This is a genomic window from Pelagibacterium sp. 26DY04 (assembly GCF_031202305.1).
Taxonomy (GTDB): Bacteria; Pseudomonadota; Alphaproteobacteria; order Rhizobiales; family Devosiaceae; genus Pelagibacterium.
Genome location: NZ_CP101731.1, coordinates 2,234,048 through 2,256,855, shown reverse-complemented (window position 1 = coordinate 2,256,855; position 22,808 = coordinate 2,234,048). Strand labels below are relative to the sequence as shown.

Here is a 22,808-nt window from a genome sequence, read left to right as displayed (position 1 = left end):
GAACGAACATGAACTATACCTATTGCGTCATCGGTGGCGGTATCGTCGGTCTCGCGACGGCTTTGGAATTGACCGAGCGCGATCCTGGCGCGCGCATCCTTGTGCTGGAAAAGGAGCGGGCCGTCGCCACCCATCAGACCGGGCACAATTCCGGCGTCATCCACGCTGGCATCTACTACCAGCCTGGTTCGCTCAAGGCCGGTCTCTGCCGCGCCGGCGCGGAGGCCACCAAGGCCTTCTGCCGCGACAATTCCATCCCGTTCGAAACCTGCGGCAAGCTGTTGGTCGCCACCAATCCGCTCGAACTCGAACGCCTGGCCGGCCTCGAAAATCGCGCGCGCGACAATGACATCTCCTTCGAAACCGTCTCCGCCGTGCGCCTGCGCGGGCTCGAGCCCAATATCGCCGGCCTCGGCGCCTTGCTGGTCCACGCGACCGGCATCGTCGATTATCGCAAGGTATGCGAGGTGATGGCGGCGAAGCTGGCCGAGCGCGGAGCGGAAATCAGGCTCGGCACCCAGGTCACGGCCATCACCGAAGAGGGCCAATCCGTCCACATCCGCACCCAGGACGGCGGCACCGTCACGGCCGAAATGCTTGTTGGTTGCGCCGGTCTGCAATCGGATAGGATCGCCCGGCTCGCCGGCATGGATGTGCGGCACCGCATCGTTCCGTTCCGTGGCGAATATTACACCCTGCCGCGCGCCAAATCGAACATTGTCAAGCACCTGATCTACCCGGTGCCGGACCCGGACCTGCCGTTCCTCGGCATACATCTCACCCGCACCATCGATGGCCGCGTCACCGTCGGGCCCAATGCCGTGCTAGGCTTTTCCCGCGAAGGCTACAAAAAGGGCAGCACCAATCTTTCCGATGTCGCCTCTCTGGTCAGCCATCCAGGCTTCTGGCGCATGGCGCGCAACAACCTCAAATCCGGGATCAGCGAATTCCGCAATTCGCTCCTGCGCCGCCACTATCTCGAGGAATGCCGAAAATACTGCCCCAGCCTCACGCTTGACGATCTGGGCGAGCCCGGTGCCGGTATCCGGGCCCAGGCGATCCTCGATGACGGAACGCTGGTTCACGATTTCCTCTTTCTGCAATCGCAGCGTATGCTCCATGTCTGCAACGCTCCCTCGCCAGCCGCCACCTCGGCAATGCCGATCGCCAGCATGATCGTCGACCGGCTGGTCGGGGCGCGCGAAGGTGAGGGGCATGGAAACACGGTTTCTTGAAACATTCGTCCTGGTGGCCGAACTGGGCTCGCTGGCCGAGGCGTCGCGCCGGCTGGGCATAACGCCGGTCGCGGTCGCGCAACGCATGCAGGCGCTCGAGGAGGAGGTGGGGGCGCAATTGCTGATCCGCGCCGGTCGCCGCGTCAAACCCACCCAGGCAGGTCATGCCATCCTCGAAAAGGGCCGCGAAATCCTTGTCGATATCCGCTCGCTGTCGAGCCTTGCCCAGCTCGACAATGTTGCCGGCGACATTCGGCTCGGTGCCATTTCCACTGCGCTGACGGGGATTCTGCCCGAAGCTTTGCGGTCGATGAGCACGACGGCCCCCGCCGTCAACGCCTTCCTGCTCCCCGGAACCTCCAACGATCTCTACCGCGCCCTGCTCGACGGCAAGATCGATGCGGCGCTGCTTGTCGAGCCACCTTTCGAAATCGCCAAATCCTTGCGCTGGAAGACGTTGCGTAAAGAACCCCTTGTTGTCCTGTGCCGGCCCGAGCACGCCAGGGCCGACCCGCTGGCGCTCCTGCGATCGGAGCCCTTCATCCGCTACGACCGCAACAATTGGGGCGGGCGGCTGCCCGACCAGTATCTGCGCGACGTCGAGATCAAGCCCAATGAGCGTTTCGAACTCGATTCCCTCGACGCCATCGCGGTAATGGTCCGCTCGGGGCTCGGCGTCTCCCTCATTCCCGATTGGTCGACACCCTGGGACGAGGCAAGCTCGCTCATCCGTCTGCCTGTGCCCGCGCCGCGTCCGGTGCGCGCCATCGGCTTGCTTTGGCCGCAAAGCTCTCCCGCCGGTCGCCTCATCGATGTGGTTCTCGATGCCATCGAGTCCATCCCGGCGCCGGTCGAGAACAAATAATTTCTTTGTTCTCAATCAAGCTTTGCGCTTGTTTTCTTTAGCTCCCACTCGGGCAAGATGCGCCCGCAAGGAGGGAGTTCATGGATCTAGGAATTGCAGACAAAACCGCCCTGGTGTTCGGCGCTGGCGGCGGGCTTGGCGGCGCCATCGCGCGAACGCTTGCAGCCGAGGGCGCCAAAATTGCCGTGGCCGATATCAATGCCGATGCAGCACAGGCGACGGTCGATGCCATTGCCGGAGCGGGAGGCAAGGCAAAGGCCTGGGTTTGGGATTTGGCCGATCTCTCGGTGATCGGCGACAATATTGCTGCCATCGAAGCCGATCTTGGCCCGGTCGATATCCTCGTCAACAACACCGGCGGGCCCCCGCCGACACCTGCCGCGGGGCAGGCGCCCGAGGATTGGGAAAAGCATTTCCGCTCCATGGTTGTCTCGGTGATCGCCATCACCGATGCTGTTCTTCCCGGCATGCGCGAGCGCAAATGGGGCCGCATCGTCACCTCGACCTCGTCCGGCGTCGTCGCTCCGATCCCCAATCTGGGTATCTCGAACGCCCTGCGCCTGTCGCTCGTCGGCTGGTCCAAGACTCTGGCCCGCGAAGTCGGGCGCGACGGCATCACCTCCAATATCGTGCTCCCCGGCCGCATCGCGACCGGCCGCATCAAGTTCCTCGACGAACAGAAGGCCAAGCGCGAGGGCAGGGCGGTCGAGGACGTCTCCGCCGAAAGCACCGGCTCGATCCCACTGGGCCGATATGGCGATCCGGCTGAGTATGGAGACGTGGTCACCTTCCTCGCCAGCCAGCGCGCTTCCTATCTCACCGGCTCGGTCATCCGCGTGGATGGCGGATTGATTCCCAGCATCTAGGAGAACATCAGATGACTTTGGATGCCAAAGCGATCGAAACGCTCAAGGGCGTGTCGACGGCAACCCTCACCACGGTGCTGCTCAAAAAGGGCCTGCGCAATGTGTGGATCCGCAACGCCAAGCCGATCCGCGCTGGCATGCCGCGCATTGTCGGCCCGGCCTTCACTTTGCGCTTCGTGCCGGCCCGCGAGGATCTTGCCACGCCCGCAAGCTGGGGTTCGCCCATCTCCACCCGCGCCGCCATTGAGGACATGCCCGAGGGCGCGGTGGTCGTCGCCGATGCCATGGGAGTCTCGGATGCCGGTATCTTCGGCGACATCCTCTGCTTCCGCATGGCCAAGAAGGGCGTCGCCGCGCTCATCACCGATGGCGTGATGCGCGACGCCGCCGGCGTTCATTCCACCAATCTTCCGGTCTGGTGCAACGGCGTTTCCGCGCCGCCGTCGGTGGCGGGCCTCACCTTCGTGGGCTGGCAGGAAACCATCGGTTGCGGCGGCGTCGCCGTCATTCCCGGCGATACGATTGTCGTTGACGACGATGGCGCGGTCGTGATCCCTCAGGCGTTGCTGGAAGAAGTCCTGGCCGAAGCGCCGGAACAGGAAGCCATGGAAGCATGGATCATGACCGAGGTCGATCGCGGGGTGCCGCTGCCGGGGCTCTACCCGATGAACGAGGAAACCAAGAAGCGCTATCAAGAGTTCAAGGCCAAGTCCTGACCATGCCGCTCAACCACACTGCCAATGGCGTTTACGCCATCGCCACCACGCCCTTTCTCGACGATTTTTCCGTCGACACGAAATCGGTCGATCGGCTGACGGATTTCTATGCGGAGGCCGGTGCCACCGGCATCACCATCCTGGGGATCATGGGGGAGGCGCCCAAGCTCGAATATGAGGAATCGCTGGGCATCGTGCGGCAGGTGGTCGGGCGTTCCAAACTCCCGATCATCGTTGGCGTTTCCGCTCCCGGCTTTGCCGCCATGCGGCGCCTGGCGCGTGAATCGATGGATTTGGGCGCGGCCGGTGTCATGATCGCCCCGCCGTCCAACCTGCGCACCGACGACCAGATCAGAGGCTACTACGCCTCCGCCGTCGAAGCGATCGGCGAGGACATTCCCTTCGTCATCCAGGATTACCCGCTTACCCTCACCGTCGTCATGACCCCTGCAGTCATCCGCGACATCGTCAACGCCCATCTCTCCTGCGTCATGCTCAAGCATGAGGATTGGCCGGGGCTTGAAAAGATCAGCGCCCTGCGCAAGTTCCAGGGAGAGGGCAGCATGCGCGAGATCTCGATCCTTTGCGGCAATGGCGGATTGTTCCTCGATTTCGAATGCGAGCGCGGCGCCGACGGCGCGATGACCGGCTACGCCTTCACCGATGCGCTCGCCGACATCGTCCGGCTCCAGGCGGCCGGAAATCGCGACGCGGCTCACGATATGTTCGACGCCCATCTCCCGCTCATCCGCTACGAGCAGCAGCAGGGCGTGGGGCTCGCCGTGCGCAAATACGTGCTCAAGAAGCGTGGGCTGATCACATCCGATCTCCAGCGCAAGCCTGCCGGTGCGCTCACTGCCAAGGCGCGCGAGGAGGTGGATTATCTTCTCTCCCGCGTCGCCCGGCACGATCCGCGCGCCGTTATCTAAGCCCGATTGTCGTTTCGCCAGCGCCTTCATATCATGGGGCTGTGAAGAAGCTCGAAACCTACCGCAGCAAGCGCAATTTCGGCTCCAGCCCGGAGCCGGAAGGCCTTCCGTCAGCAGACGCGGGCAACCGTTTCGTCATTCACAAGCACTCGGCGACCGCCGACCATTACGATTTGCGTCTGGAGCATGATGGTGTCCTGCTCAGTTGGGCCGTGCCCAAAGGGCCCTCGCTTAATCCCGAAGACAAGCGATACGCCGTCCGCACCGAGGATCACCCTCTCGAATATGCCGATTTCGAGGGCGTGATCCCCGAGGGCGAGTATGGCGGCGGCCCGATGATCGTCTGGGATCGCGGTGTTTGGGCCCCGATGGATGATATCGAAAAGAGCCTCAAAACCGGCAATTTCAAGTTCCGGCTGGCGGGCGAGAAGCTGTCGGGAGGCTGGATGCTGGCTCGGCTCAAGAACAAGGATGAGAAGGAAGGTTGGATTCTGTTCAAGGAGCGCGATCAGGCCGCCAATCCCTCGCGAGACATCCTTGCCGAGCGGCCCGAAAGCGTCAAAACCGGCCGCCGCATCGAAGAACTCGTCGTCCCACCACCTCCGCCGGCAAAACCCCGCCCACCCAGCCGCATCAAGGGTGCGGTCAAGGCACCGTTTCCGCCGGTAACCGCTCCTCAGCTTGCCTCGCCCACCCCAAAGCCTCCGCTGGGCAGTGAATGGCTGCATGAAATCAAGCTCGATGGCTACCGCACGCTCGCCTATTTGCAGAACGGCTCGGTAAAGCTCATCACCCGCTCGGGTCTGGATTGGACGCACCGCTATGGCGACCTCCCCGACGCCTTCCCTTCGCTCCCTTGCAAAAGCGCTGTGCTGGACGGCGAGATCGTCGCGCTCGACGCAAAGGGCGTCAGCAGTCTCTCCCGGTTGCAGGAGGCGCTTTCATCCGGCCCTGGCGGCAAGCTCGTCTTCTATGCCTTCGATCTGCTGTATCTCGACGGCTGGGATCTGACACAGGCGACGCTTTCCGATCGCAAGCGCGCGCTGCAGCCATTGGTAGCCGGCAATCAGGCCATTCATTTCAGCGATCACGTAGAGGGCGATCCAACCGAGCTTTTCGAGCGCGTGAGCGACCTCGGTCTTGAAGGGCTGGTCTCCAAACGCGCCGAGGCCAAATACCGCTCAGGCCGCAGCGAGAGTTGGCTCAAGGCCAAGGCGCCGAAAATCGGCAGCTTCGTCATTGCCGGCTTCACCCGCTCCAAGGCAACCGGAGGGCTGGCTTCCCTGGCCATGGGTGAATGGGTGGATGGCGAACTCATCTACCGCGGCAAGGTGGGCACCGGCTTTGATGCCGAAATGCTCTCCTCGCTCTACCCTCGCCTCCAGGCGCTGGGCGAGGCCGAGCCATTGCCCGGCGCACCGCGCGACATCGTCTGGGTCGATCCGGTCCTGATCGCCAACGTCACCTATGGCGACATCACGCGCGATGGCATGCTGCGCCACACCGTCTTCAAAAGTCTGCGCGAAGCCGAGCTCACCGCAGGCCCCGTGGCCGAGCGCAAGCGGCTGGTGACCGATGCCGATCTCGCCGGCATCTGGGTCACCAATCCCACGCGCCGTCTTTTCGGACGTTCGGGCCCCACCAAGCTCGACATCGCCGTCTATTACGCGGCGGTGGGCGATTTCATGCTGCCGCATATCCTTGGCCGGCCCGTCTCGATGCTGCGCTGCCCATCACCGAAACCGGCCGATTGCTTCTTCCAACGCCATGCCTTCACCGGCATGCCGCCAACGCTCCAGACGGCCGAGATCAAGAACTCGGAAGGCGAGGAGCGCTCCTATCTCGTGATCGCCGACGTCCGGGCTTACCTCGCACTCGCCCAGTTCGGCGTGGTCGAATTCCACGCCTGGGGCAGCAAGGCCCCCCATATCGAAAAACCCGACCGCATCGTCTTCGATCTCGATCCGGGCGAAGGAGTAGCGTGGCGCGAGGTGGTCGAAGCCGCGATCCACATTCGTGGCGAACTCGAGCCCGTCGGGCTGATGCCCTTCGTCAAGACCTCCGGCGGCAGCGGCGTCCATATCGTCGTTCCCATCACACCCAGGCTCGGCTGGAAGCCGGTGCATGCGGCGAGCAAGTCGATCGCCGGCCGCATCGCGGCGGCCCAGCCGAAAACCTTCACCACCACCATGGGTGCCGAAAACCGCAAGGGCCGCATCTTCATCGACTTCCACCGCAACGCCCGCACGTCCACAGCCGTCGCCGCTTATTCGCTCCGCGCCCGTGTCCACATGCCCGCTTCGACCCCCATAAGCTGGTCGGATCTGGAGTCTATCGACGCTCCGACGGATTTGAACTATTCTACACTTCCAAGACTTCTTGAGACTGCTGGCGATCCATGGGCGGATATAAATAACGCCGCACGGGATTTGCCTGAACGACTATAGTGGTTTGTGTGTAGTATCGGAGTTTGAGCCATGGCACCGCGCGCCAGTTGGAAGGGTCATTTGAGGCTGAGTCTGGTGAGCTGCCCGGTGCGGCTGTACCCGGCCACCACCACCAAGGACCGCATTTCGTTCAATCAGCTTCACAAGGACACCCATAATCGGATCAACATGAAGCCGGTCGATCCCGAACTGGGGCTTGTCGAGCGCAGCGATCTCGTGCGCGGCTATGAGTATGACGACAAGCAATACGTGATCATCGAGGACAGCGACCTCGAAGCGGTCAGGATCGAATCCAACCACACGATGAACATCGAAGCCTTCGTCGACGAGGACGAAATCGACCTCATCTACCTCGATGCCCCGTACTACCTCGCCCCCGATGGAGCGCTGGCCGAGGAAACCTTCGTTGTCCTGCGCGAGGCTATGCGCCGCTCCGGCAAGGTGGCCATCGCCCGCCTGGTGCTCTCGAGCCGCGAGCGCGTCGTCACCATCGGCGCGCGGGAAACCGGCATGTTCATGTGTACCTTGCGCAATCCCAACGAAGTGCGTGGCACGTCTGAATATTTCGGCAATATCCCCGTAGGCGATCCAGACGCCGAAATGCTCGATCTGGCTCAGCGCCTCATCGAGCAGAAGGAGACCAAGTTCGATCCCAGAAACTACGAGGATCGCTATGAGGTCGCATTGATGGCGATGATCCGGGAAAAGCTAAAGGGCCACAAACCCGTGGTTGCCGCCGCGCCCGAGCGCGGCAATGTCATCAACCTCATGGACGCCCTCAAGGCCAGCCTCGGCCAGTCCAAGCCGCCGGCCGAAAGCAAGTCCAAGCGCGCGCCCGCCGCAAAGACGGCCAAGGACAAGGCTATAGAGGCCGAACCCGCGCCCAAGGCCAAGCGCACCACGCGAACCCGCAAGCAGGCCTAGCCCCCCATGCAGCCGGGCGGCAAGACCATCGGGCTGATCGGCGGGCTGGCCGCAGCCCCGCGCCGTATCGTCGGCCGGCATCTGGCCGAGCGCGGCGCGGTCTTCCGCCACGGCATCACCCGCAAGACCGATCTGGTGGTGTTCGGCAAAAAACTTCTCAACCGGTCTTCCGCTCAGGAGATCGCTGCCCGCCACCACACGCAGGCCAAGGCTGGCAAGCCTGTCTGGGGCGAGCGCGAATTCTTGCGCTGGGTGCGTGACGAGGAGGGGCCGGCGCTCACGCTCGATCGCGAGACGCTCTGTGCCCAATCGGGCCTTGACGCAAACGATTGCGTCCTGCTTTCGCTCTTTGCCGCCTTTGAGGGCGACGGCACACGCTTTGCTTTCACAGATGTGATCCTTGCCCGCAAATATGCCGGGTTGATTGCTTCGGGCGCCGATTGGTTCGCGATCGTCCGCCAGCTTGCCGGCGCCCCGAAATCCTCGCTCACAGCCTTCGCGCTCCGTCCCGGTCCGGCCGGGATCATCTATGCCGAGCGCAACGATCTGGTTTCCGATCTCAGCGGCCAGACCGTTCTCCCCTTTGCCGAAACCGACGAGGACATCGACGATCTCTTCGAGGCAGCCGAGGAGGCGGAGGGCGAGGCGGATATCGAGACCGCCATCGCGCTCTACCGCCGCTGCCTTGCCGCCGATCCCACCGATTCCGTGGCCGCCTTCAATCTCGGCAATTGTCTTTCCTCCCAGGGCGATAAAGCCGAGGCCCGGCACCTCTACCAGATCGCAATCAAGCGCGACCCCACCTTTGTCGAAGCGTGGTTCAACCTCGCAACGCTGCTGCGCGAAGGCGGCGATGTGGCCGGCGCGCGCCGGCACTTGGAGCGGGCCATCGCCATCGATCCCTCCTATGCCGATGCGGTCTACAACCTTGCCGCCCTCCAATTCGATGTCGGCAATCTCGATGCCGCTCGCCGCCATTGGCTGCGCTATCTCGAACTCGATCCGCATACCGCATGGGCCGAGACCGCCAGGCGCGGCATTCAGTATGTGGACATGCAGAACGCACGCAAGGCGGCCGGCCAGTGACCGATTTCCTCTTCAGCGGCGGCGAAGATGCCGCCATCACCCTGCTTCTAGCCCACGGCGCCGGCGCCGCCATGGATTCAGCCGCCATGAATGCCGCCACCGACGCGCTTGTCGCCGCCGGCCTGCGCGTCGTCCGTTTCGAATTCGCCTATATGGCAAGCCGCCGCGCCGGCGATGGGCGCAAGCCTCCGCCGCGCGCCGAAACGCTGCTCGGAGAATATCGCGCGGCGGTAGATGCGCTGGAATCGTCCGGCCCGCTGTTCATCGGCGGCAAATCCATGGGCGGTCGCGTAGCCACCATGGTGGCCGACGAACTCCATAGCGCCGGCCGCATCCAGGGTGTCGTTTGCCTGGGCTATCCCTTCCACCCACCCGCCAAGCCCGACCAGCTCCGCACCCGCCATCTCGAACACCTCAAATGCCCGCTGCTCATCTGCCAGGGCACACGCGATCCATTCGGCACAGTTGAGGAGGTGCCCGGCTATGCCCTCTCCGATGCGGTCCGCATCGAATGGCTCGAGGATGGAGACCACGATCTGAAACCGCGCAAGGCCATCTCTGGCTTCACCGCTGCCCAGCATCTGGAAACCATGGCGAAGACCGTGGCCGCATGGACCCGCGATATCGCCGCCAGGGCATGAAGATCGCCACCTTCAACATCAACAGCATCAATAAGCGCCTCACCAATCTTCTGTATTGGCTGGATGAGGCGCAGCCCGATGTCGTTTGTTTGCAGGAACTGAAGGCCCGCCAATCCGAATTCCCGCTGGCCGCGATCGAGGCCGCCGGCTACAAGGCCGTTTGGCAAGGCCAGCCCGCCTGGAACGGCGTGGCGATCCTTGCGCGCGGCAGCGCCCCGGTCGTCACCCGCACGGCGTTGCCGGGCGATGCGGAAGACACCCAGGCCCGCTATATCGAGGCGGCAGTGCAGGGGGTGCTGATCGGAACGCTTTACGCGCCCAATGGCAATCCGCGCCCGGGTCCGAAATTCGACTATAAGCTCGCCTGGACCCGCCGCCTGCTCGATCATGCCGCCGATCTCATGGCCACCCGCCTGCCGGTCGTCCTGGCTGGGGATTTCAACATCGTGCCCGAACCACGCGATATCTATCCATCGCGGTCCTATGACGACAATGCGCTGGTCCAACCCGAAAGCCGCGCTCTCTATGCCGAGTTCCTGGGGCAGGGATGGGTCGATGCCCTGCGAGAGACCCATCCGGAGGACGAGGCGCTCTATACCTTCTGGGACTACAAGCGAAACCGTTGGCCCCGCAATGCCGGCCTGCGCCTCGATCACATCCTGCTCGCCCCCGATCCGTCCGCACGGCTGGCAGCCGCCGGCGTCGACCGCGACGTTCGAGGAGAGGAGGGGGCCAGCGATCATGCGCCCGTCTGGATCGTGCTGGATTAAATCGACATTCGATGAACCCATCTGTCATTCCGGGACGTTCCGCAGGGCAATCGATCCACCGGATCGATTGCTGATCCTGCTCCAATCCCGGAATCCAGCGGCAGCCCCGGCCAAGACCGCCAAATGCCGGTTCGGCCTAAAGCGATCCGGCCGCGCCGCGTCCGAACTTCATTTCCAGCGGTTCGAGCAGGGATCGGATCTCGATGCCCGCCGCTGTCGCCACGGCGTGGCCTTCGGTGGTCACTGCCCCCGGATCCTCCTGGTGGTCGCGCGGAGGAATGGATTCGTCGATATGCGCCTTGAGGTCCCGCAGGTCCTCGGGCGAACGGACATAGCGTTCGAGTAGCCAGGCAAGCACCTGTCTCTGGGCGGCCAAACGGCCTTCGATATCGAAATTGCTCATAGCCCCGTCCGACATGCCGTTCTCCTCTTGATCGTGTTTTCCGCAACGGTGACCACCATCGGCCAGTTCCCGCCTCAATCCGTGCTGCCGGGCGTGACGGTGGGAAAGGTCAGAACGAATGTCGATCCCTTGCCGTCATTGGCGTAGTACATCACGCCCTCGATCTGCTGCACCAGGCCCTTGACCAGTCTCCGGCCCATTCCGTCGCTGGGGCTTTCGGGGTCAAAACCCACTCCGTCATCGCCGATGGTAAGGGTTGCCCGGTCAGGGCCGTCGGCCTTGAGCCGGACATCGATCCGACCATCCCGTCCCCCGGGGAAGGCGTATTTGATCGCGTTGCACAGCGCTTCGTTGACGATCAGGCCGAGCGGCATCAGATGGTCGCGATGCACATGCACCTTGTCGATATCGGTCACCACCTCCGCCTTGGTGTCGAAGCCCGTGACGATGTCGTGGACGAGTTTCTCGACATAGGCGGAAACTTCGGCGGTGCCGAACTGATCGGTGCGGTAGATGTGCTCATGAACGGCGACCATAGCTGCGATCCGGCGCCCCATCTCCTGCTTTACCGCCGGGGAAACAGGCTGGAGCTGCACCAGCGAGGAGACGGCCTGGAGATTGTTCTTCACCCGGTGGTGGATTTCGCGGAACAGCATCTGGTTCTGGTCTACGGCGGCTGCCAATTGCTCCCGCGTCTGCCGGTCCTGCTGCAGGATGCGTGTCAGCCACCAGAGCGCCAGCACCAGCCCCACGAGGCCGGGTATGATGAGGATGAGGGCCAGCGCCGTGTTCTGCCAAAACCGGCTGGCGATCGCGTCGGCTGATATTGCCGCCACAGCCACCAGTGGCGCACCTTCGAGCTTGTGATAGCTGACGACCCGTGGTTGGCCATCGACCGGAGAGGCAGGCGCATAATAGGTGCCCGCATCGGTCTCGGGCAGGAGTTCAGTGAAAAGAACATAGTCCGAGAGGTCGAGGGGTTCGTCCGCCACCGGGTAGCGCGCCACCAGCCACCCATCGTCGCGGATCAGCGAAATGGTCGAGTCCGGTTCGAGGTTCAGCGACCGCCAGACATCGCTGAACAGTTCATTGCTCACGGTGATCGCGGCCACGCCCGAAAATGTACCCTGCGTTTCCAGGCGCCGCGCGATGATGAAGGTCGGCGGATCGTTCCCGGAGTCCAGAAGCATTGGCGTGATGATGAATTGGTCGCCATTCGCCAGCTGCTCGAAATAGTCCTCCTGGGCGATATTGGGACGTAGCGGCATGTCGGAGTTGGAAAGCCTGACATTGCCGTTGGGACCGTAGACGGTGATCCGCACATGATCGGGCAGGCCGCTGAGTTGTTCGTCTATGTCGCCGAACGGCTCGAGCGCCAGCACCAGCGATTGCGTTCTCAACTGGTCATGGATGCGTTCGAGAACCTGGTTGCTTGCTTCGGTGAGCCATTGGGTATGCACCGCGACCACATGAGCAGCCGAAGCGGCGGCAGTCTCGGCCCTGGAGAATTGCTGCCGATAGCCTTGAACGACGAGCAGGGTCGTGAGGATGATGATCGCTAGGCTCAGCGCGACCGCAAAGACCAGCGCCGCCATTGCGGCATCGATCTTGCGTTTGGCTTTTGGTCGAATCGCTCGAGGCGCCGCCGCGTCGCTCACCCTGCATCCCCTCTGCTGCGCTTATGCAGCTTGTTCCTTGCCAGCGAACAGATCACATCAAGGTTCCGGCCACAACCATTGACGTAGCGCAAGACGCGGAACGAACCCTCTCCCAGCGCATTGCTCGCCAAGGATTTTTTCGCGATGGAGCACGACAATGGCCAACCAACCCGCTCAGCACCAGGACCGGCAACCGGGTCGCGAAGGGGAAATGAATCCCCAGCCCGAATACACGCCTTTTTATCCAGGAAGCGGCAGGCTTGATGGGAAAGTCGCGATCGTCACTGGCGGAGATTCCGGTATCGGTCGCGCCGTCAGCGTCCTTTTCGCGCGTGAGGGGGCCAAGGTCGTGATCGTTTATCTTGATGAGGACGAGGACGCCGAAGCGACCCGGGCCATCGTCGAGGAAGAGGGCAGCGAAGCGCTGCTGATCGCCGGCGATGTCGGTGATCCCGATTTTTGCAAAGCAGTTGCCGAGCGAGCCTTGACGGCCTTTGGCCGCATCGACATCCTCATCAACAACGCAGCCGAGCAGCACATCCGCGAAGACATCGCAGACCTCGACGCCGATGCCATGAAAGAGGTGTTCGAAACCAACATCTATGGCTATTTCCATATGGTGCAGGCGGTAATCGACCATTTCGAGGAAGGCGCCCGCATCATCAACACAGCCTCCATCGTGGCCTATCGCGGGCATCCGCAATTGGTGGATTACGCCATGACAAAAGGCGCCATCGTTGCGCTTACCCGCTCGCTGGCCGCCCGGTTTGCCGAAAAGAAGATCTTGGTAAACGCGGTTGCTCCCGGCCCGATCTGGACGCCGCTGATCCCCGCCAGTTTCCCACCCGAGATGGTCAAGGAATTCGGCTCTTCGACGCCCCTCAAGCGTCCCGGCCAGCCCAATGAGGTCGCTCCGGCCTACCTGTTGCTCGCCTGCGAGGACGGAAGGTTCATGACGGGTCAGACCATCCATGTGGATGGCGGAGAGTTCCCGAGCAGCTGACGCGAAATGGCCATTGCCGATCCCGGCCTCTCGAACGGGTGCCTTCGCTATGTCAATGACGACGAGCCCGGCATCATCCGCCGTCGTCGCGGAAAAGGTTTCATCTATATCCGCGACAGTGGCCGCCCGGTCGCCCGGGAAGGCGACATCGCCCGCATCAACGCGCTTGCCATCCCGCCCGCCTGGACCGACGTGTGGATCTGCCCCGATCCTGACGGTCATATCCAGGCCACCGGGCGCGACCAGAAGGGGCGCAAGCAGTATCGCTACCACGATCAATGGCATGCCGATCGCGGCATGGCCAAATATGCGCTGATGGCCGATTTCGCCGCCAGCCTTCCCAGAATCCGCAAAGCGGTCGATGCCGATCTGCGCCTGCGCGGCCTGCCGCGTGAAAAGGTCGTGGCGTCCATCGTCTGGTTGTTGGACAATACCATGATCCGGGTCGGCAATGACAGCTATGTCAAGGACAACAAAAGCTTCGGCCTCACCACCCTGAGGGCGCGCCATCTCGATGTCTCCGGGTCCAAACTGCATTTCCACTTCAATGGCAAATCGGGCAAGACATGGGATGTCGGCATCGCCGACCGGCGTATGTCGCGCATACTCAAGACCATCGAGGATCTGCCGGGCCAGCGTCTGTTCCGCTATCGCGACGAGGAGGGGCGGCTCCATGACGTGGGCTCGCACGACGTCAATGCCTATATCCGCGCGACCATCGGGGAGCGCTTCAGCTCCAAGGATTTCCGCACTTGGGGTGGCACCATGCGCGCGCTGACGCTCCTCGCGCAGACCGAAGTGCCCGACACCAAGACCGCACGCGCGCGAACCCTCAACGCCGTGATCGACGCCGTTTCGCGCAAACTCGGCAATACGCGCGCCGTATGCCGTGCCTGCTACATTCATCCCGCCGTTTTCGAGCGCTGGGAGCAGGGAAAGCTCGCCGACGATGTGGCTGCGATCCGCGCGAAGCGCCCGCGCCGCGCAGGGCTCGACGCGGAAGAATGCATTGCGGCCCTCTGGCTGCAAAAGTTCGCAGGTGGGTAGAACTACAGCTTGACCACTGTACGCGACGCCATGCTCCTGCTCAGCAGGGCAAGTCGGATCAGGCTGGAATCGGGGCAGTTGTGTGTACCGGCGATCCGCGAGGTACTCTCTTCAAGCTTGAGTAGCCGCCGCTTGTGCCGGTCCACTTCCTCGCGCACCGATTGCGCGACGGTCTTACGGGTTTCCATGAGCGGCTCCTTATGCCAATGGAGCTTATCTCACGCAAAACCCGGCGCATTAACATAGATCAATAGGTGCGTCCCGGAGTGGCCGAGCTACTTGTTGGTGCGCCCGCGACGCGCCGGATTGATGCTCCCATCGGCGTCGGGATCGTTCATCACATCGCCTTCGAGCGTGTTGTCGCCCTCGAGCGCTTCGATGTCCTCTGTCGCGGTCCCGCGGCTGTAGCCGATGCCCGGGTCGTTCTCGAGATCGTCTCCCATATCGGGCTGATCGGCCAAGCGCCCATCGGCCATTTCCTGCTCGGCCGCTTGCCAATGGTCCCTATCGCGTCCCTCAGGACGACCTTCCTTTTCCCAGATCTGGTGAGCCCTCGTGCGGATGGCGTCTTCCCGTGCAGTGTTCATGATGACCTCCTCGACTGCGTTGCCAGATCAACTCCGATCGCCAAGCTCCGTTCCGGCACTGTCGTGCATCAATCCGCCGTCGCGCTCTGCCGGCATCGCGGGGAACCCGGTGTTCGCGAAATGAATTGAGTCCCACCAGTCATCATCGCGTTTCAAGGACGTTTTCATGCCTTCAGCACGCCCCGTCTGGAAGGGCCAGATCAGATTGTCGCTCGTGGCCATTCCGGTGGAACTCTATTCGGCCTCCAAGACCGGCGCGCGGCTCTCGTTCCGCCAGATTCACGAGCCTTCGGGCAAGCCCGTCAAATACGAAAAGGTGGTTCCCGGCGTCGGTCCGGTCGACCCGGACGACATCCTCAAGGGCTTCGAATACGAAAAGAACGATTTCGTCCTGCTCGAAGACGAGGAGATCGACGCGGTCAAGCTCGAAACCCGCAAGACGCTCGAACTCGTCCAGTTCGTGGGCGGTTGCGAGATCGACCCGATCTATTTCGATAAATCCTACTATGTCGTCCCCCAGGACGAGCTGTCTGAAGACGCTTTCCGCGTCGTGCGCGACGCCCTGCGCACCTCCCAAAAAATCGGCCTGGGCCAGATTGCCATGCGCGGGCGCGAATATATCTGCGCGATAAAACCTTGTGGAACCGGCCTGATGCTGGAAACTCTTCATTATGAAGATGAGATCCGCAAATCCGATCCCTTCTTCTCGGGCATCTCCAAGACCAAGGCCGAAAAGGACCTCCTGGACGTCGCCACCCAGTTGATCGAACGCAAGACCGCTCCGTTCGATGCCGCAAAGTTCAAGGACAATTACACTAACGCCCTGCGCGCTCTGGTGGAAAAAAAGCTCAAGTCCAAGGGCAAAAAGAAGATCACCACCGATACCGACGAGCCCACATCGGGTGAGGCCAAGACCAACGTTATCGATCTGATGGATGCTCTCAAATCGAGCCTTGAGGGCAGCGGCGGCGGCGCCAAATCCAAGCCCGCCGCCAAATCGAAGAAGGCCTCGAGCGCCAAATCCTCCTCGGCCGCCAAGACCCGCACGCCGCGGAAAAAGGCGAGCTGACCATGGCGCGCGCCCGCGACCTGCTCGAGGAATATCGCGCCAAGCGCGACTTCACCAGGACCAGCGAGCCCACCGGCGGGGATCGCTCGACTTCCGGCAACATATTCGTGGTCCAAAAGCACGACGCGACCCGACTGCACTACGATTTCCGTCTCGAATACGAAGGCGTGCTCAAAAGCTGGGCAGTCACGCGCGGCCCCAGCACCGATCCGGCCGACAAGCGCCTCGCCGTGCGCACCGAGGATCACCCGCTCGACTACGCCACCTTCGAGGGCACCATTCCCAAGGGCCAATATGGCGGCGGCACCGTCATGCTTTGGGATTTCGGCACCTGGGAGCCGATTGAGGATCCAAAGAAGGGCTTCAAATCCGGCAAGCTCAAGATCCGCCTCGACGGCGAGCGCATGAAGGGCGGTTGGGCTCTGGTGCGCATGAAGCCGCGCTCGGGCGAAAAGAGCGAAAACTGGCTGCTCATCAAGGAGCTTGACGAGCACGCGACCGAGGACGGCAGCACGCTACTCGACGCCGATACCAGCGTTTCCACCGGCCGCGCCATGGACGCTATCGCTACCGGCAAAGCGCCCAAGAAGCGGCCGCGAAAAACCGACAAGCCGTTGCCCAAATTCGTGGAACCGCAGCTTGCCACCCTTGTCGATACCGTCCCGGCTGGCAAAGACTGGCTGTTTGAGATGAAATATGACGGCTATCGCTGCCTTGCGGCGATCTCGCGCGATAGCGTACGGCTCTACACCCGCAACGGGCTGGACTGGACCGACAAGTTCGCTTCCCTCGTTGCCCCGCTCGCCGGGATAACGAGGTCGAGCGCGCTCATCGATGGCGAGCTGTGTGCCTTCGACGAGAACGGCAAGACCAGCTTTTCAACGCTTAAGACCCATCTCTCCAATGGCGGCCCGCTGGTCTATTTTGCCTTCGATCTGCTTGAACTCGACGGCAAGTCGCTGCGTTCCCGGCCGCTTTCCGAGCGCAAGGAAGCACTCGAAGGTTTGCTCGGCAGCCGCACGCGGTACGATCCCGTCCAGCTCTCGCCCACAATTTCGGGCAAGGGCGAGGAGGTGTTCACCGCCATCTGCAAGGCCGGCCATGAGGGTATCATCGCCAAGCGGACCGATGCGTCCTACCGCTCGGGCCGTGGCAAATCCTGGCTCAAGGTCAAATGCACGCTGCGCCAGGAATTCATCATCGTGGGCTGGACCCCGTCGGAAAAGCGCCGCGGCGTCTTCGCCTCGCTGCTCCTGGCCACCCAGGAGAACGGCAAGCTCGTTTATCGCGGAAGGGTCGGCACCGGCTTTTCCGACGATATGCGGGCCCAGTTGCAGAAAATGCTGGAGGCCGGGGCGCGCAAGACGGCTCCGCTCACCGGCGTGCCGCGCCCCATGACCCGCGGCGTGCGCTGGGTCGATCCGCGCCTTCTGGCGGAAATCGCCTATACAGAGGTGACGCCGGATGGCGCGCTGCGGCACCCGTCGTTTCTGGGCCTGCGCGAGGACAAGCCGGCCAAGGGCATCGCGCTCGAAACGCCGGCCAAGGCCAAAGGAGCCGAGGCCAAGGGAGCCAAGACCATGACGCTTTCCGACGAGGACGGCATCGCCGCCGCCGAAAAGGCCGGCATTAAGCTCTCCAGCCCGGACAAGGTGCTCTATCCCGAGCAGGGCGTCACCAAGGCGCGCCTGGCCGCCTATTATGCCGCCGTCGTCGACGCCATGCTGCCCTACATCTCCGACCGGCCTCTCAGCCTCGTGCGCTGCCCCGCTGGCCGCGCCAAGCACTGCTTTTTCCAAAAGCACGATACCGGCGGCTTCACGCAGGGCATGGACACCGTCTCGATCACCGAAAAGGACGGCACAAAGGCCGATTATTTCACGCTCGACAGCCTCAAGGGCCTTCTTGCCGGCGTGCAGATGGGCGTGCTCGAATTTCACATCTGGGGCTCACGTCGCGACCTGATCGAAAAGGCGGACCGCATCGTTTTCGACATCGATCCCGATGAAGGTCTCGATTTCGGTGACGTCAAATCCGCCGCCATGGATATCCGGGATCGCTTGGCCGACCTGGGGCTCAAGACCTTTCCGATGGTCACTGGCGGCAAGGGGCTGCACGTCATAGCGCCCATTACCCGCCGGGCCGAATGGCCCGCGGTCAAGGCGTTCACCGCCGCGTTTGCAAGGCAGATGGCCGCCGACGAGCCCGACAGGTTCACAGCGACGCTCTCGAAAAAGGCGCGCAAGGGCAAGCTCTTCATCGACTATCTGCGCAATGAGCGCGGCTCTACCGCCATCGCTCCCTTTTCGAGCCGTGCCCGTCAGGGCGCCCCGGTCGCTGTTCCGGTCGGCTGGGACGAGGTGCCATCGCTGACGGCGGCCAACAGCTTCTCGCTCGAAGCCGCCGCCGAGCGGGCCAGGACCGATCCCTGGCCCGACTACGCCAAGATCAGGCAGTCCCTCCCGAAATTGAAGGACTGACCCTCAGCGCCCGCAAAACCGTTGAGTTTCGATAAGCCTAAGCGGCAGCCGGCCTGGGCTTATGCGTATCGCGCAGATGCAGGTAGCCGGGCGCGAACAGCGCCAAATCGGCCAACGCGTCGAAATTGAAGATCTCGACGGTTCCGGACTGGAACGCGATCAGCCTGGATTTGCGCAACTCCTGTAGCGTGCGGTTGACGTGCACCGTCGAAAGGCCCAGCACATCGGCCAATTCGCTCTGGGTCAAAGGCAATGGAAAGCGGGCGCCGTCATTGCGGCCCACGGCGGCAAGCCGCAGATAGATTTCGCACAGAAGATGGGCCACCCGCTCGATGGCCGAACGCTTGCCCACGCTCACCAGCCATTCGCGCGATATGGATTCCTCGACCAATGTAGTGCTCCAGAGCGCGCGGGTGATGCGGGGCGAGCCTTCCAGCAGCTTGAACAAATTGCCGTTGGGAATGGCTCGCACCGAAAGCGGGGAAAGGGCGATCAGCGGCGGTTGGCTCCCCCCGAGCACGAATTGGCGCAGATCGATAAGGTCGCCGGGAACCAGCAGGGAGAGGATTTGGCGCCGGCCATCGGAAAGGTCGCGATATCGGCAGGCAAAACCGTCCTCGAGAACGTGGACATGCTGTTCGGCCAGTTTTCCCGCCAGGGGAGAACCGCGCCCCGACACATGCCGAAGTTGTGCGGGCAGGGCCAGCAGGCCGGCGCGTTCGGCCTGATCGAGAGGAAGATGGCTTTCAAGCCGGGCAACGAGCAGGTCGGTCAAATCCGTCTACTCCTTGATCTATTTGACACTGGGGTAAGGCTGGTCGGCCAATAGCCTTGCCAGATGCGCGGCCGTCCGCGCGGCCATGGTCGCAGCGTTCGTTACAACCTCGGGCACGCTGGCAAGATCCTTGAAATCGGTCGAGCTCATGGCCTCTCCCACCCAATAGGAAACCGCATTGGGCGCAAGTGTGAAGCCCACGTCGTTGAGCGCCTGGAACAGCTCGGCCGAAACGTGATGCGCCCCATCTTCGTTGCCCACGGTCGCAACCATCGCCACCTTGCCATAGCTTGGCATGTGGCCCCGATCGTCCGTTTCGGAAAGGAACGCGTCCATGCGTTCGAGGGCCCGCTTGATGACGCTCGACGGCTGGCCCAGCCAGACCGGCGAGCCGGCGATGAGGATATCGGCATCCATTATGCGGCGGCGGATATCGGGCCAGTCGTCGCCGGCCCCTTCATCGGACGTGACGCCGGGCAGAATCGAATGATCGGCCAGCCGGATCGTCTCGCCCTCTATGCCTTCGGCCTTCAGCGTGTCGAGAAGCAGCGTGATCATCCTGTCGGTCGAGGAGGTCTCGCCTTTGGCCGAGGTTTTAAGAGTGCCGTTCAAAGCAAGAGCGGAGAGTGATTTTGGCATGAGCTTTTCTTATTGATTCCGGGATTGATGGCCTTAACCTGCGTTAAGGTTTGCGAGGGAAAGACACGGCAGCCTGGATAGACCGGGTTGGTCCCTCCGCAATCAACGGGAGAGGGCGAGGCGCGTTCCAACTGGACCGGGCCGCCGATGCGCTTAATATGCCTGCGGCGTGCAACGAACCGTCGCGCTGGTGGTTCTTGCGAGTGATGCCGCTTACGGCAAAACCCAGCGGAGGGCACACATGGCATCGGCCAACCCAGCACTGTCGGGGAAAGCCATCATGATTGTCGAAGACGAATATCTGATCGCGATCAATATCGAAGTGGCGCTCGAGGAATTGGGCGCGCGGATCATTGGGCCGTTTTCCCGCGTCGAAGACGCTTTGGAAGCGCTCAAGGGGCGGGATTTCCTGCCTGATGCGGCGGTCCTCGACATTAACGTCCGCGGCCGTCCGGTCTTTCCGGTCGCCGAGCGTCTGGCGGAGCGAAGCATTCCGTTCGTCTTCGCCACGGGTTACGACCACTGGGCCATTCCACCCGCGCTCTCCCACGTAAGGCGGTTTGAGAAGCCCACCGACCCGGTGGTCCTTGGAGAAGTTCTCGCCGGCTATCTGGCCGCACGAGACAGTTCGGGGGTTGCATGAATCCGAATGAAGACACTGCATCCGATATAGCCGGCAAATGCGTGCTGGTCGTCGAGGACGACTATGTGCTGGCGCGCGAGGTCTGCAACGACCTCAAAAGCCACGGCGTTCACGTGCTTGGGCCGGCGCCCACGGTTCATTATGCGAACCTCATCATCGGCAAACGACGCCTCGACGGCGCCATTCTCGACATCAAACTGTTCGGCGAAGAAGTCTACGAGCTGGTCGACGTGCTGACGGCTCGCGGCGTCCCCATCGTCTTTGCCACCGCCTATCAGGACGATCGGATCGATGCGCGCTACCGCTCGGTCGATACGCTGCACAAGCCGCTCGATCTGGCGCATCTGCGGCGCAAGGTGGCGGCGTTCCGCCCGCAAGCCCCCTCCAACCTGAGACAGCCGGTAGAACCGGTTATACGGCCAAGCGTTGTGCGGTCTTCCGAAACAGTGCAGGATCGTTGGGCACGCCTGCTTTTTGAGGTCATGCACGGCAACGCCTGACCTCCAGGAGGACATGATGGGCCAGGACCGCAACGACGAAAGCACGGCGATGCGGGTGGCGGACGTGTCTGACGGAGAAGAGCGGTTTCGTCTGATCGTCGAGAACGCTCGCGATTATGCCATTTTCACCACCGACCGCGACGGCAATATCGACAGTTGGCCTCCTGGAGCCGCCAATGTCTTCGGCTGGAATTCCGAGGATATATTGGGCAAGTCCGGCGCGCTGCTGTTCGTCCCCGAAGATCGGGAGAGTGGCGCTCATTGGCAGGAACTCCAGACCGCCTTGAGCCGTGGCTATGCGCCCGACGTGCGTTGGCATCAGCATCGGTCGGGCTCGCGCGTCTATATCGAGGGCAGCGTATGGCCGCTCAAGGACACGGAGGGGTCTCCAAAAGGTTTCCTCAAAATCGGCCAGGATATGACCCTGCGCCGTCAGCACGAAATCGCTCTCATGGAAAGCGAGGAGCGCTTTCGCCTGCTGGCAACGACCGTCCCCCATCTGGTCTTCCGTTCCACCACGGAAGGCAAGCGGACATGGGCTTCTCCCCAATGGGCTGCCTATACGGGCATGTCCAACGAGCAATCGGAAGGCTATGGCTGGCTCGATGCCATCCATCCTGACGATCGGCATCTGGCGCTCAAGAAATGGGAGGAGGCGGGAGAGGACGGGGAAAATTACTACGGCGAACACAGGATCCGTCGTGAGCGCGACGGCATGTATCGCTGGCATCAGACCCGGGCCGTCCCCATCCGCGCCGGCGCCGGAGGTCCGCAGGAATGGGTAGGATCGGCTGCCGATATCCACGATATGCGCGTAATGCAGGAACGACAGGGCATCCTGGTCGGAGAGTTGCAGCATCGCACCCGGAACCTTCTGGCCGTAGTCCGCTCCATCGCTTCGCAAACCGCCTCCATGGTGGATTCTCTCCCCGATTTCGTGCGCGCTTTCGATAGTCGACTGGGCGCGCTCTCCCGCGTGCAGGGCCTGCTCTCACGCGCCGAGGGCGACGCGGTGACCGTGGAATCGCTGGTGCGGATGGAACTGGGGGCAGTCACCGAGGACTGGGAGCGGGTAAAGCTCACGGGCCCGCGTATCCTTGTCGGCGACGGCACCCTGCAGACCCTGACGCTCGTCATCCATGAGCTCAGCACCAACACCGTCCGCCACGGCGGGCTGGCCGACCCCCAGGGCAGGGTGGATATCGAGTGGTTCCGGCGCGACGGTGGCGATGACGCCATGCTCGTCATCGAGTGGCGTGAGAAATTCTCCCCCCGTTTTCCCGATCCCGCCCGAATACGCGGCTTCGGCCGACAATTGATCGAAGAAGCAATTCCCTATCAGTTGGGCGCATCGACCCGTTTCGTGCTCGAACCCACATCGCTGCACTGCGTCCTGACCCTCCCGCTCGATCCGCAGGACCAATAGGGAACTTCACGCGCACCCCCGGCATTGACGTTCACGTACAAAGAGGGGCGCTGGTGTGGCCGAAGACAAGTCAACTTCCTCAGTCAGTCCGGTGATTGC

Annotated in this window: 23 protein-coding genes; 17 read left to right on the top strand and 6 right to left on the bottom strand. The window is 62.6% G+C overall.

Features of this window, described 5'->3' with window-relative positions; genetic code table 11:
* The first annotated feature begins 8 nt into the window (after positions 1-8).
* The 10 genes from lhgO (at position 9) to xth (ending at position 10,479) form a co-directional block, all read left to right on the top strand.
* The gene (gene lhgO, locus NO932_RS11070) at positions 9-1,235 is read left to right on the top strand and encodes an L-2-hydroxyglutarate oxidase (protein WP_309207414.1); all 1,227 of its coding nucleotides are present in this window, start codon (positions 9-11) and stop codon (positions 1,233-1,235) included.
* Positions 1,216-2,100, top strand: a complete 885-nt coding sequence (locus NO932_RS11065) for a LysR family transcriptional regulator (RefSeq protein ID WP_309207412.1) — start codon at positions 1,216-1,218, stop codon at positions 2,098-2,100. Before lhgO ends, NO932_RS11065 begins: the two co-directional genes overlap by 20 nt.
* 80 nt (positions 2,101-2,180) lie before the next feature.
* Positions 2,181-2,966 carry an SDR family oxidoreductase gene (locus NO932_RS11060; protein WP_309207411.1) on the top strand — a complete coding sequence of 262 codons (786 nt, stop codon included), beginning with the start codon at positions 2,181-2,183 and terminating at the stop codon, positions 2,964-2,966.
* Between the two features lie 11 nt (positions 2,967-2,977).
* Positions 2,978-3,682, top strand: coding sequence for a ribonuclease activity regulator RraA (locus NO932_RS11055; RefSeq protein WP_309207410.1), 705 nt, complete (start codon positions 2,978-2,980; stop codon positions 3,680-3,682).
* 2 nt (positions 3,683-3,684) lie between these two features.
* A complete protein-coding gene (locus tag NO932_RS11050) occupies positions 3,685-4,611 on the top strand; it encodes a dihydrodipicolinate synthase family protein (protein ID WP_309207409.1) in 927 nt (308 codons plus the stop codon).
* Positions 4,612-4,652: 41 nt separating this feature from the next.
* Entirely contained in the window at positions 4,653-7,058 is a 2,406-nt protein-coding gene (ligD, locus tag NO932_RS11045) for a DNA ligase D (RefSeq protein ID WP_309207408.1), read from the top strand.
* 30 nt (positions 7,059-7,088) lie between these two features.
* Positions 7,089-7,982 (top strand): Ku protein, encoded by an 894-nt coding sequence (locus NO932_RS11040; RefSeq protein WP_309207407.1) that lies wholly within the window; start codon positions 7,089-7,091, stop codon positions 7,980-7,982.
* Between the two features lie 6 nt (positions 7,983-7,988).
* Positions 7,989-9,068, top strand: coding sequence for a tetratricopeptide repeat protein (locus NO932_RS11035; RefSeq protein ID WP_309207406.1), 1,080 nt, complete (start codon positions 7,989-7,991; stop codon positions 9,066-9,068).
* A complete protein-coding gene (locus tag NO932_RS11030) occupies positions 9,065-9,709 on the top strand; it encodes an alpha/beta family hydrolase (protein ID WP_309207405.1) in 645 nt (214 codons plus the stop codon). Before NO932_RS11035 ends, NO932_RS11030 begins: the two co-directional genes overlap by 4 nt.
* Positions 9,706-10,479, top strand: coding sequence for an exodeoxyribonuclease III (xth, locus tag NO932_RS11025; RefSeq protein WP_309211031.1), 774 nt, complete (start codon positions 9,706-9,708; stop codon positions 10,477-10,479). The genes NO932_RS11030 and xth overlap by 4 nt, the downstream gene beginning before the upstream one ends.
* 136 nt (positions 10,480-10,615) lie before the next feature.
* Here the strand turns inward: xth and NO932_RS11020 are convergent, their stop codons facing one another.
* Positions 10,616-10,897 carry a hypothetical protein gene (locus tag NO932_RS11020; protein ID WP_309160916.1) on the bottom strand — a complete coding sequence of 94 codons (282 nt, stop codon included), beginning with the start codon at positions 10,895-10,897 and terminating at the stop codon, positions 10,616-10,618.
* Positions 10,898-10,956: 59 nt separating this feature from the next.
* The gene (locus NO932_RS11015; protein ID WP_309207404.1) at positions 10,957-12,477 is read right to left on the bottom strand and encodes a histidine kinase dimerization/phosphoacceptor domain -containing protein; all 1,521 of its coding nucleotides are present in this window, start codon (positions 12,475-12,477) and stop codon (positions 10,957-10,959) included.
* A gap of 220 nt (positions 12,478-12,697) precedes the next feature.
* Between NO932_RS11015 and NO932_RS11010 the strand changes: the two genes are divergently transcribed.
* On the top strand, positions 12,698-13,543 hold the full coding sequence (locus NO932_RS11010) for a glucose 1-dehydrogenase (RefSeq protein WP_309207403.1): 846 nt from the start codon (positions 12,698-12,700) through the stop codon (positions 13,541-13,543).
* Between the two features lie 6 nt (positions 13,544-13,549).
* Positions 13,550-14,590: a DNA topoisomerase IB gene (locus NO932_RS11005; protein ID WP_309207402.1), complete on the top strand. Its 1,041-nt coding sequence runs from the start codon at positions 13,550-13,552 to the stop codon at positions 14,588-14,590.
* Positions 14,591-14,592: 2 nt separating this feature from the next.
* Here NO932_RS11005 and NO932_RS11000 read toward each other — a convergent pair whose 3' ends face one another.
* Both NO932_RS11000 and NO932_RS19370 read right to left on the bottom strand, forming a co-directional pair.
* Positions 14,593-14,778, bottom strand: coding sequence for a hypothetical protein (locus NO932_RS11000; protein WP_309160923.1), 186 nt, complete (start codon positions 14,776-14,778; stop codon positions 14,593-14,595).
* An 87-nt stretch (positions 14,779-14,865) separates the two neighbouring features.
* Positions 14,866-15,177: a DUF2934 domain-containing protein gene (locus tag NO932_RS19370; protein ID WP_375142736.1), complete on the bottom strand. Its 312-nt coding sequence runs from the start codon at positions 15,175-15,177 to the stop codon at positions 14,866-14,868.
* Between the two features lie 166 nt (positions 15,178-15,343).
* Between NO932_RS19370 and NO932_RS10985 the strand changes: the two genes are divergently transcribed.
* Both NO932_RS10985 and ligD (NO932_RS10980) read left to right on the top strand, forming a co-directional pair.
* A complete protein-coding gene (locus NO932_RS10985; protein ID WP_309207401.1) occupies positions 15,344-16,246 on the top strand; it encodes a Ku protein in 903 nt (300 codons plus the stop codon).
* Positions 16,247-16,248: 2 nt separating this feature from the next.
* Positions 16,249-18,726, top strand: coding sequence for a DNA ligase D (ligD, locus tag NO932_RS10980; RefSeq protein WP_309207399.1), 2,478 nt, complete (start codon positions 16,249-16,251; stop codon positions 18,724-18,726).
* A gap of 37 nt (positions 18,727-18,763) precedes the next feature.
* Here ligD (NO932_RS10980) and NO932_RS10975 read toward each other — a convergent pair whose 3' ends face one another.
* Complete coding sequence (locus tag NO932_RS10975; protein WP_309207398.1) at positions 18,764-19,501, bottom strand: Crp/Fnr family transcriptional regulator; 738 nt, start codon at positions 19,499-19,501, stop codon at positions 18,764-18,766.
* An 18-nt stretch (positions 19,502-19,519) separates the two neighbouring features.
* Positions 19,520-20,140 (bottom strand): NAD(P)H-dependent oxidoreductase, encoded by a 621-nt coding sequence (locus NO932_RS10970; protein ID WP_309207397.1) that lies wholly within the window; start codon positions 20,138-20,140, stop codon positions 19,520-19,522.
* Positions 20,141-20,381: 241 nt separating this feature from the next.
* Here NO932_RS10970 and NO932_RS10965 point away from each other — a divergent pair, with 241 nt between their 5' ends.
* Genes NO932_RS10965 through NO932_RS10955 form a run of 3 tightly spaced genes read left to right on the top strand, consistent with a single transcriptional unit; the run spans position 20,382 to position 22,709 of the window.
* On the top strand, positions 20,382-20,783 hold the full coding sequence (locus NO932_RS10965) for a response regulator (protein WP_309207396.1): 402 nt from the start codon (positions 20,382-20,384) through the stop codon (positions 20,781-20,783).
* A complete protein-coding gene (locus NO932_RS10960; RefSeq protein WP_309207395.1) occupies positions 20,780-21,283 on the top strand; it encodes a response regulator in 504 nt (167 codons plus the stop codon). The genes NO932_RS10965 and NO932_RS10960 overlap by 4 nt, the downstream gene beginning before the upstream one ends.
* A 13-nt stretch (positions 21,284-21,296) precedes the next feature.
* Entirely contained in the window at positions 21,297-22,709 is a 1,413-nt protein-coding gene (locus NO932_RS10955; RefSeq protein ID WP_309207393.1) for a PAS domain S-box protein, read from the top strand.
* The last annotated feature ends 99 nt before the right edge of the window (positions 22,710-22,808 follow it).

Excerpts from the sequence above, each read along its gene's own strand:
- lhgO (WP_309207414.1), top strand. The coding sequence starts at position 9 with ATGAACTATACCTATTGCGTCATCGGTGGCGGTATCGTCGGTCTCGCG.
- NO932_RS11065 (WP_309207412.1), top strand. The coding sequence starts at position 1,216 with ATGGAAACACGGTTTCTTGAAACATTCGTCCTGGTGGCCGAACTGGGC.
- NO932_RS11060 (WP_309207411.1), top strand. The coding sequence starts at position 2,181 with ATGGATCTAGGAATTGCAGACAAAACCGCCCTGGTGTTCGGCGCTGGC.
- NO932_RS11055 (WP_309207410.1), top strand. The coding sequence starts at position 2,978 with ATGACTTTGGATGCCAAAGCGATCGAAACGCTCAAGGGCGTGTCGACG.
- NO932_RS11050 (WP_309207409.1), top strand. The coding sequence starts at position 3,685 with ATGCCGCTCAACCACACTGCCAATGGCGTTTACGCCATCGCCACCACG.
- NO932_RS11040 (WP_309207407.1), top strand. The coding sequence starts at position 7,089 with ATGGCACCGCGCGCCAGTTGGAAGGGTCATTTGAGGCTGAGTCTGGTG.
- NO932_RS11035 (WP_309207406.1), top strand. The coding sequence starts at position 7,989 with ATGCAGCCGGGCGGCAAGACCATCGGGCTGATCGGCGGGCTGGCCGCA.
- xth (WP_309211031.1), top strand. The coding sequence starts at position 9,706 with ATGAAGATCGCCACCTTCAACATCAACAGCATCAATAAGCGCCTCACC.
- NO932_RS11020 (WP_309160916.1), bottom strand. The coding sequence starts at position 10,897 with ATGTCGGACGGGGCTATGAGCAATTTCGATATCGAAGGCCGTTTGGCC.
- NO932_RS11015 (WP_309207404.1), bottom strand. The coding sequence starts at position 12,477 with ATGGCGGCGCTGGTCTTTGCGGTCGCGCTGAGCCTAGCGATCATCATC.
- NO932_RS11010 (WP_309207403.1), top strand. The coding sequence starts at position 12,698 with ATGGCCAACCAACCCGCTCAGCACCAGGACCGGCAACCGGGTCGCGAA.
- NO932_RS11005 (WP_309207402.1), top strand. The coding sequence starts at position 13,550 with ATGGCCATTGCCGATCCCGGCCTCTCGAACGGGTGCCTTCGCTATGTC.
- NO932_RS11000 (WP_309160923.1), bottom strand. The coding sequence starts at position 14,778 with ATGGAAACCCGTAAGACCGTCGCGCAATCGGTGCGCGAGGAAGTGGAC.
- NO932_RS19370 (WP_375142736.1), bottom strand. The coding sequence starts at position 15,177 with ATGAACACTGCACGGGAAGACGCCATCCGCACGAGGGCTCACCAGATC.
- NO932_RS10985 (WP_309207401.1), top strand. The coding sequence starts at position 15,344 with ATGCCTTCAGCACGCCCCGTCTGGAAGGGCCAGATCAGATTGTCGCTC.
- ligD (WP_309207399.1), top strand. The coding sequence starts at position 16,249 with ATGGCGCGCGCCCGCGACCTGCTCGAGGAATATCGCGCCAAGCGCGAC.
- NO932_RS10970 (WP_309207397.1), bottom strand. The coding sequence starts at position 20,140 with ATGCCAAAATCACTCTCCGCTCTTGCTTTGAACGGCACTCTTAAAACC.
- NO932_RS10965 (WP_309207396.1), top strand. The coding sequence starts at position 20,382 with ATGGCATCGGCCAACCCAGCACTGTCGGGGAAAGCCATCATGATTGTC.
- NO932_RS10960 (WP_309207395.1), top strand. The coding sequence starts at position 20,780 with ATGAATCCGAATGAAGACACTGCATCCGATATAGCCGGCAAATGCGTG.
- NO932_RS10955 (WP_309207393.1), top strand. The coding sequence starts at position 21,297 with ATGATGGGCCAGGACCGCAACGACGAAAGCACGGCGATGCGGGTGGCG.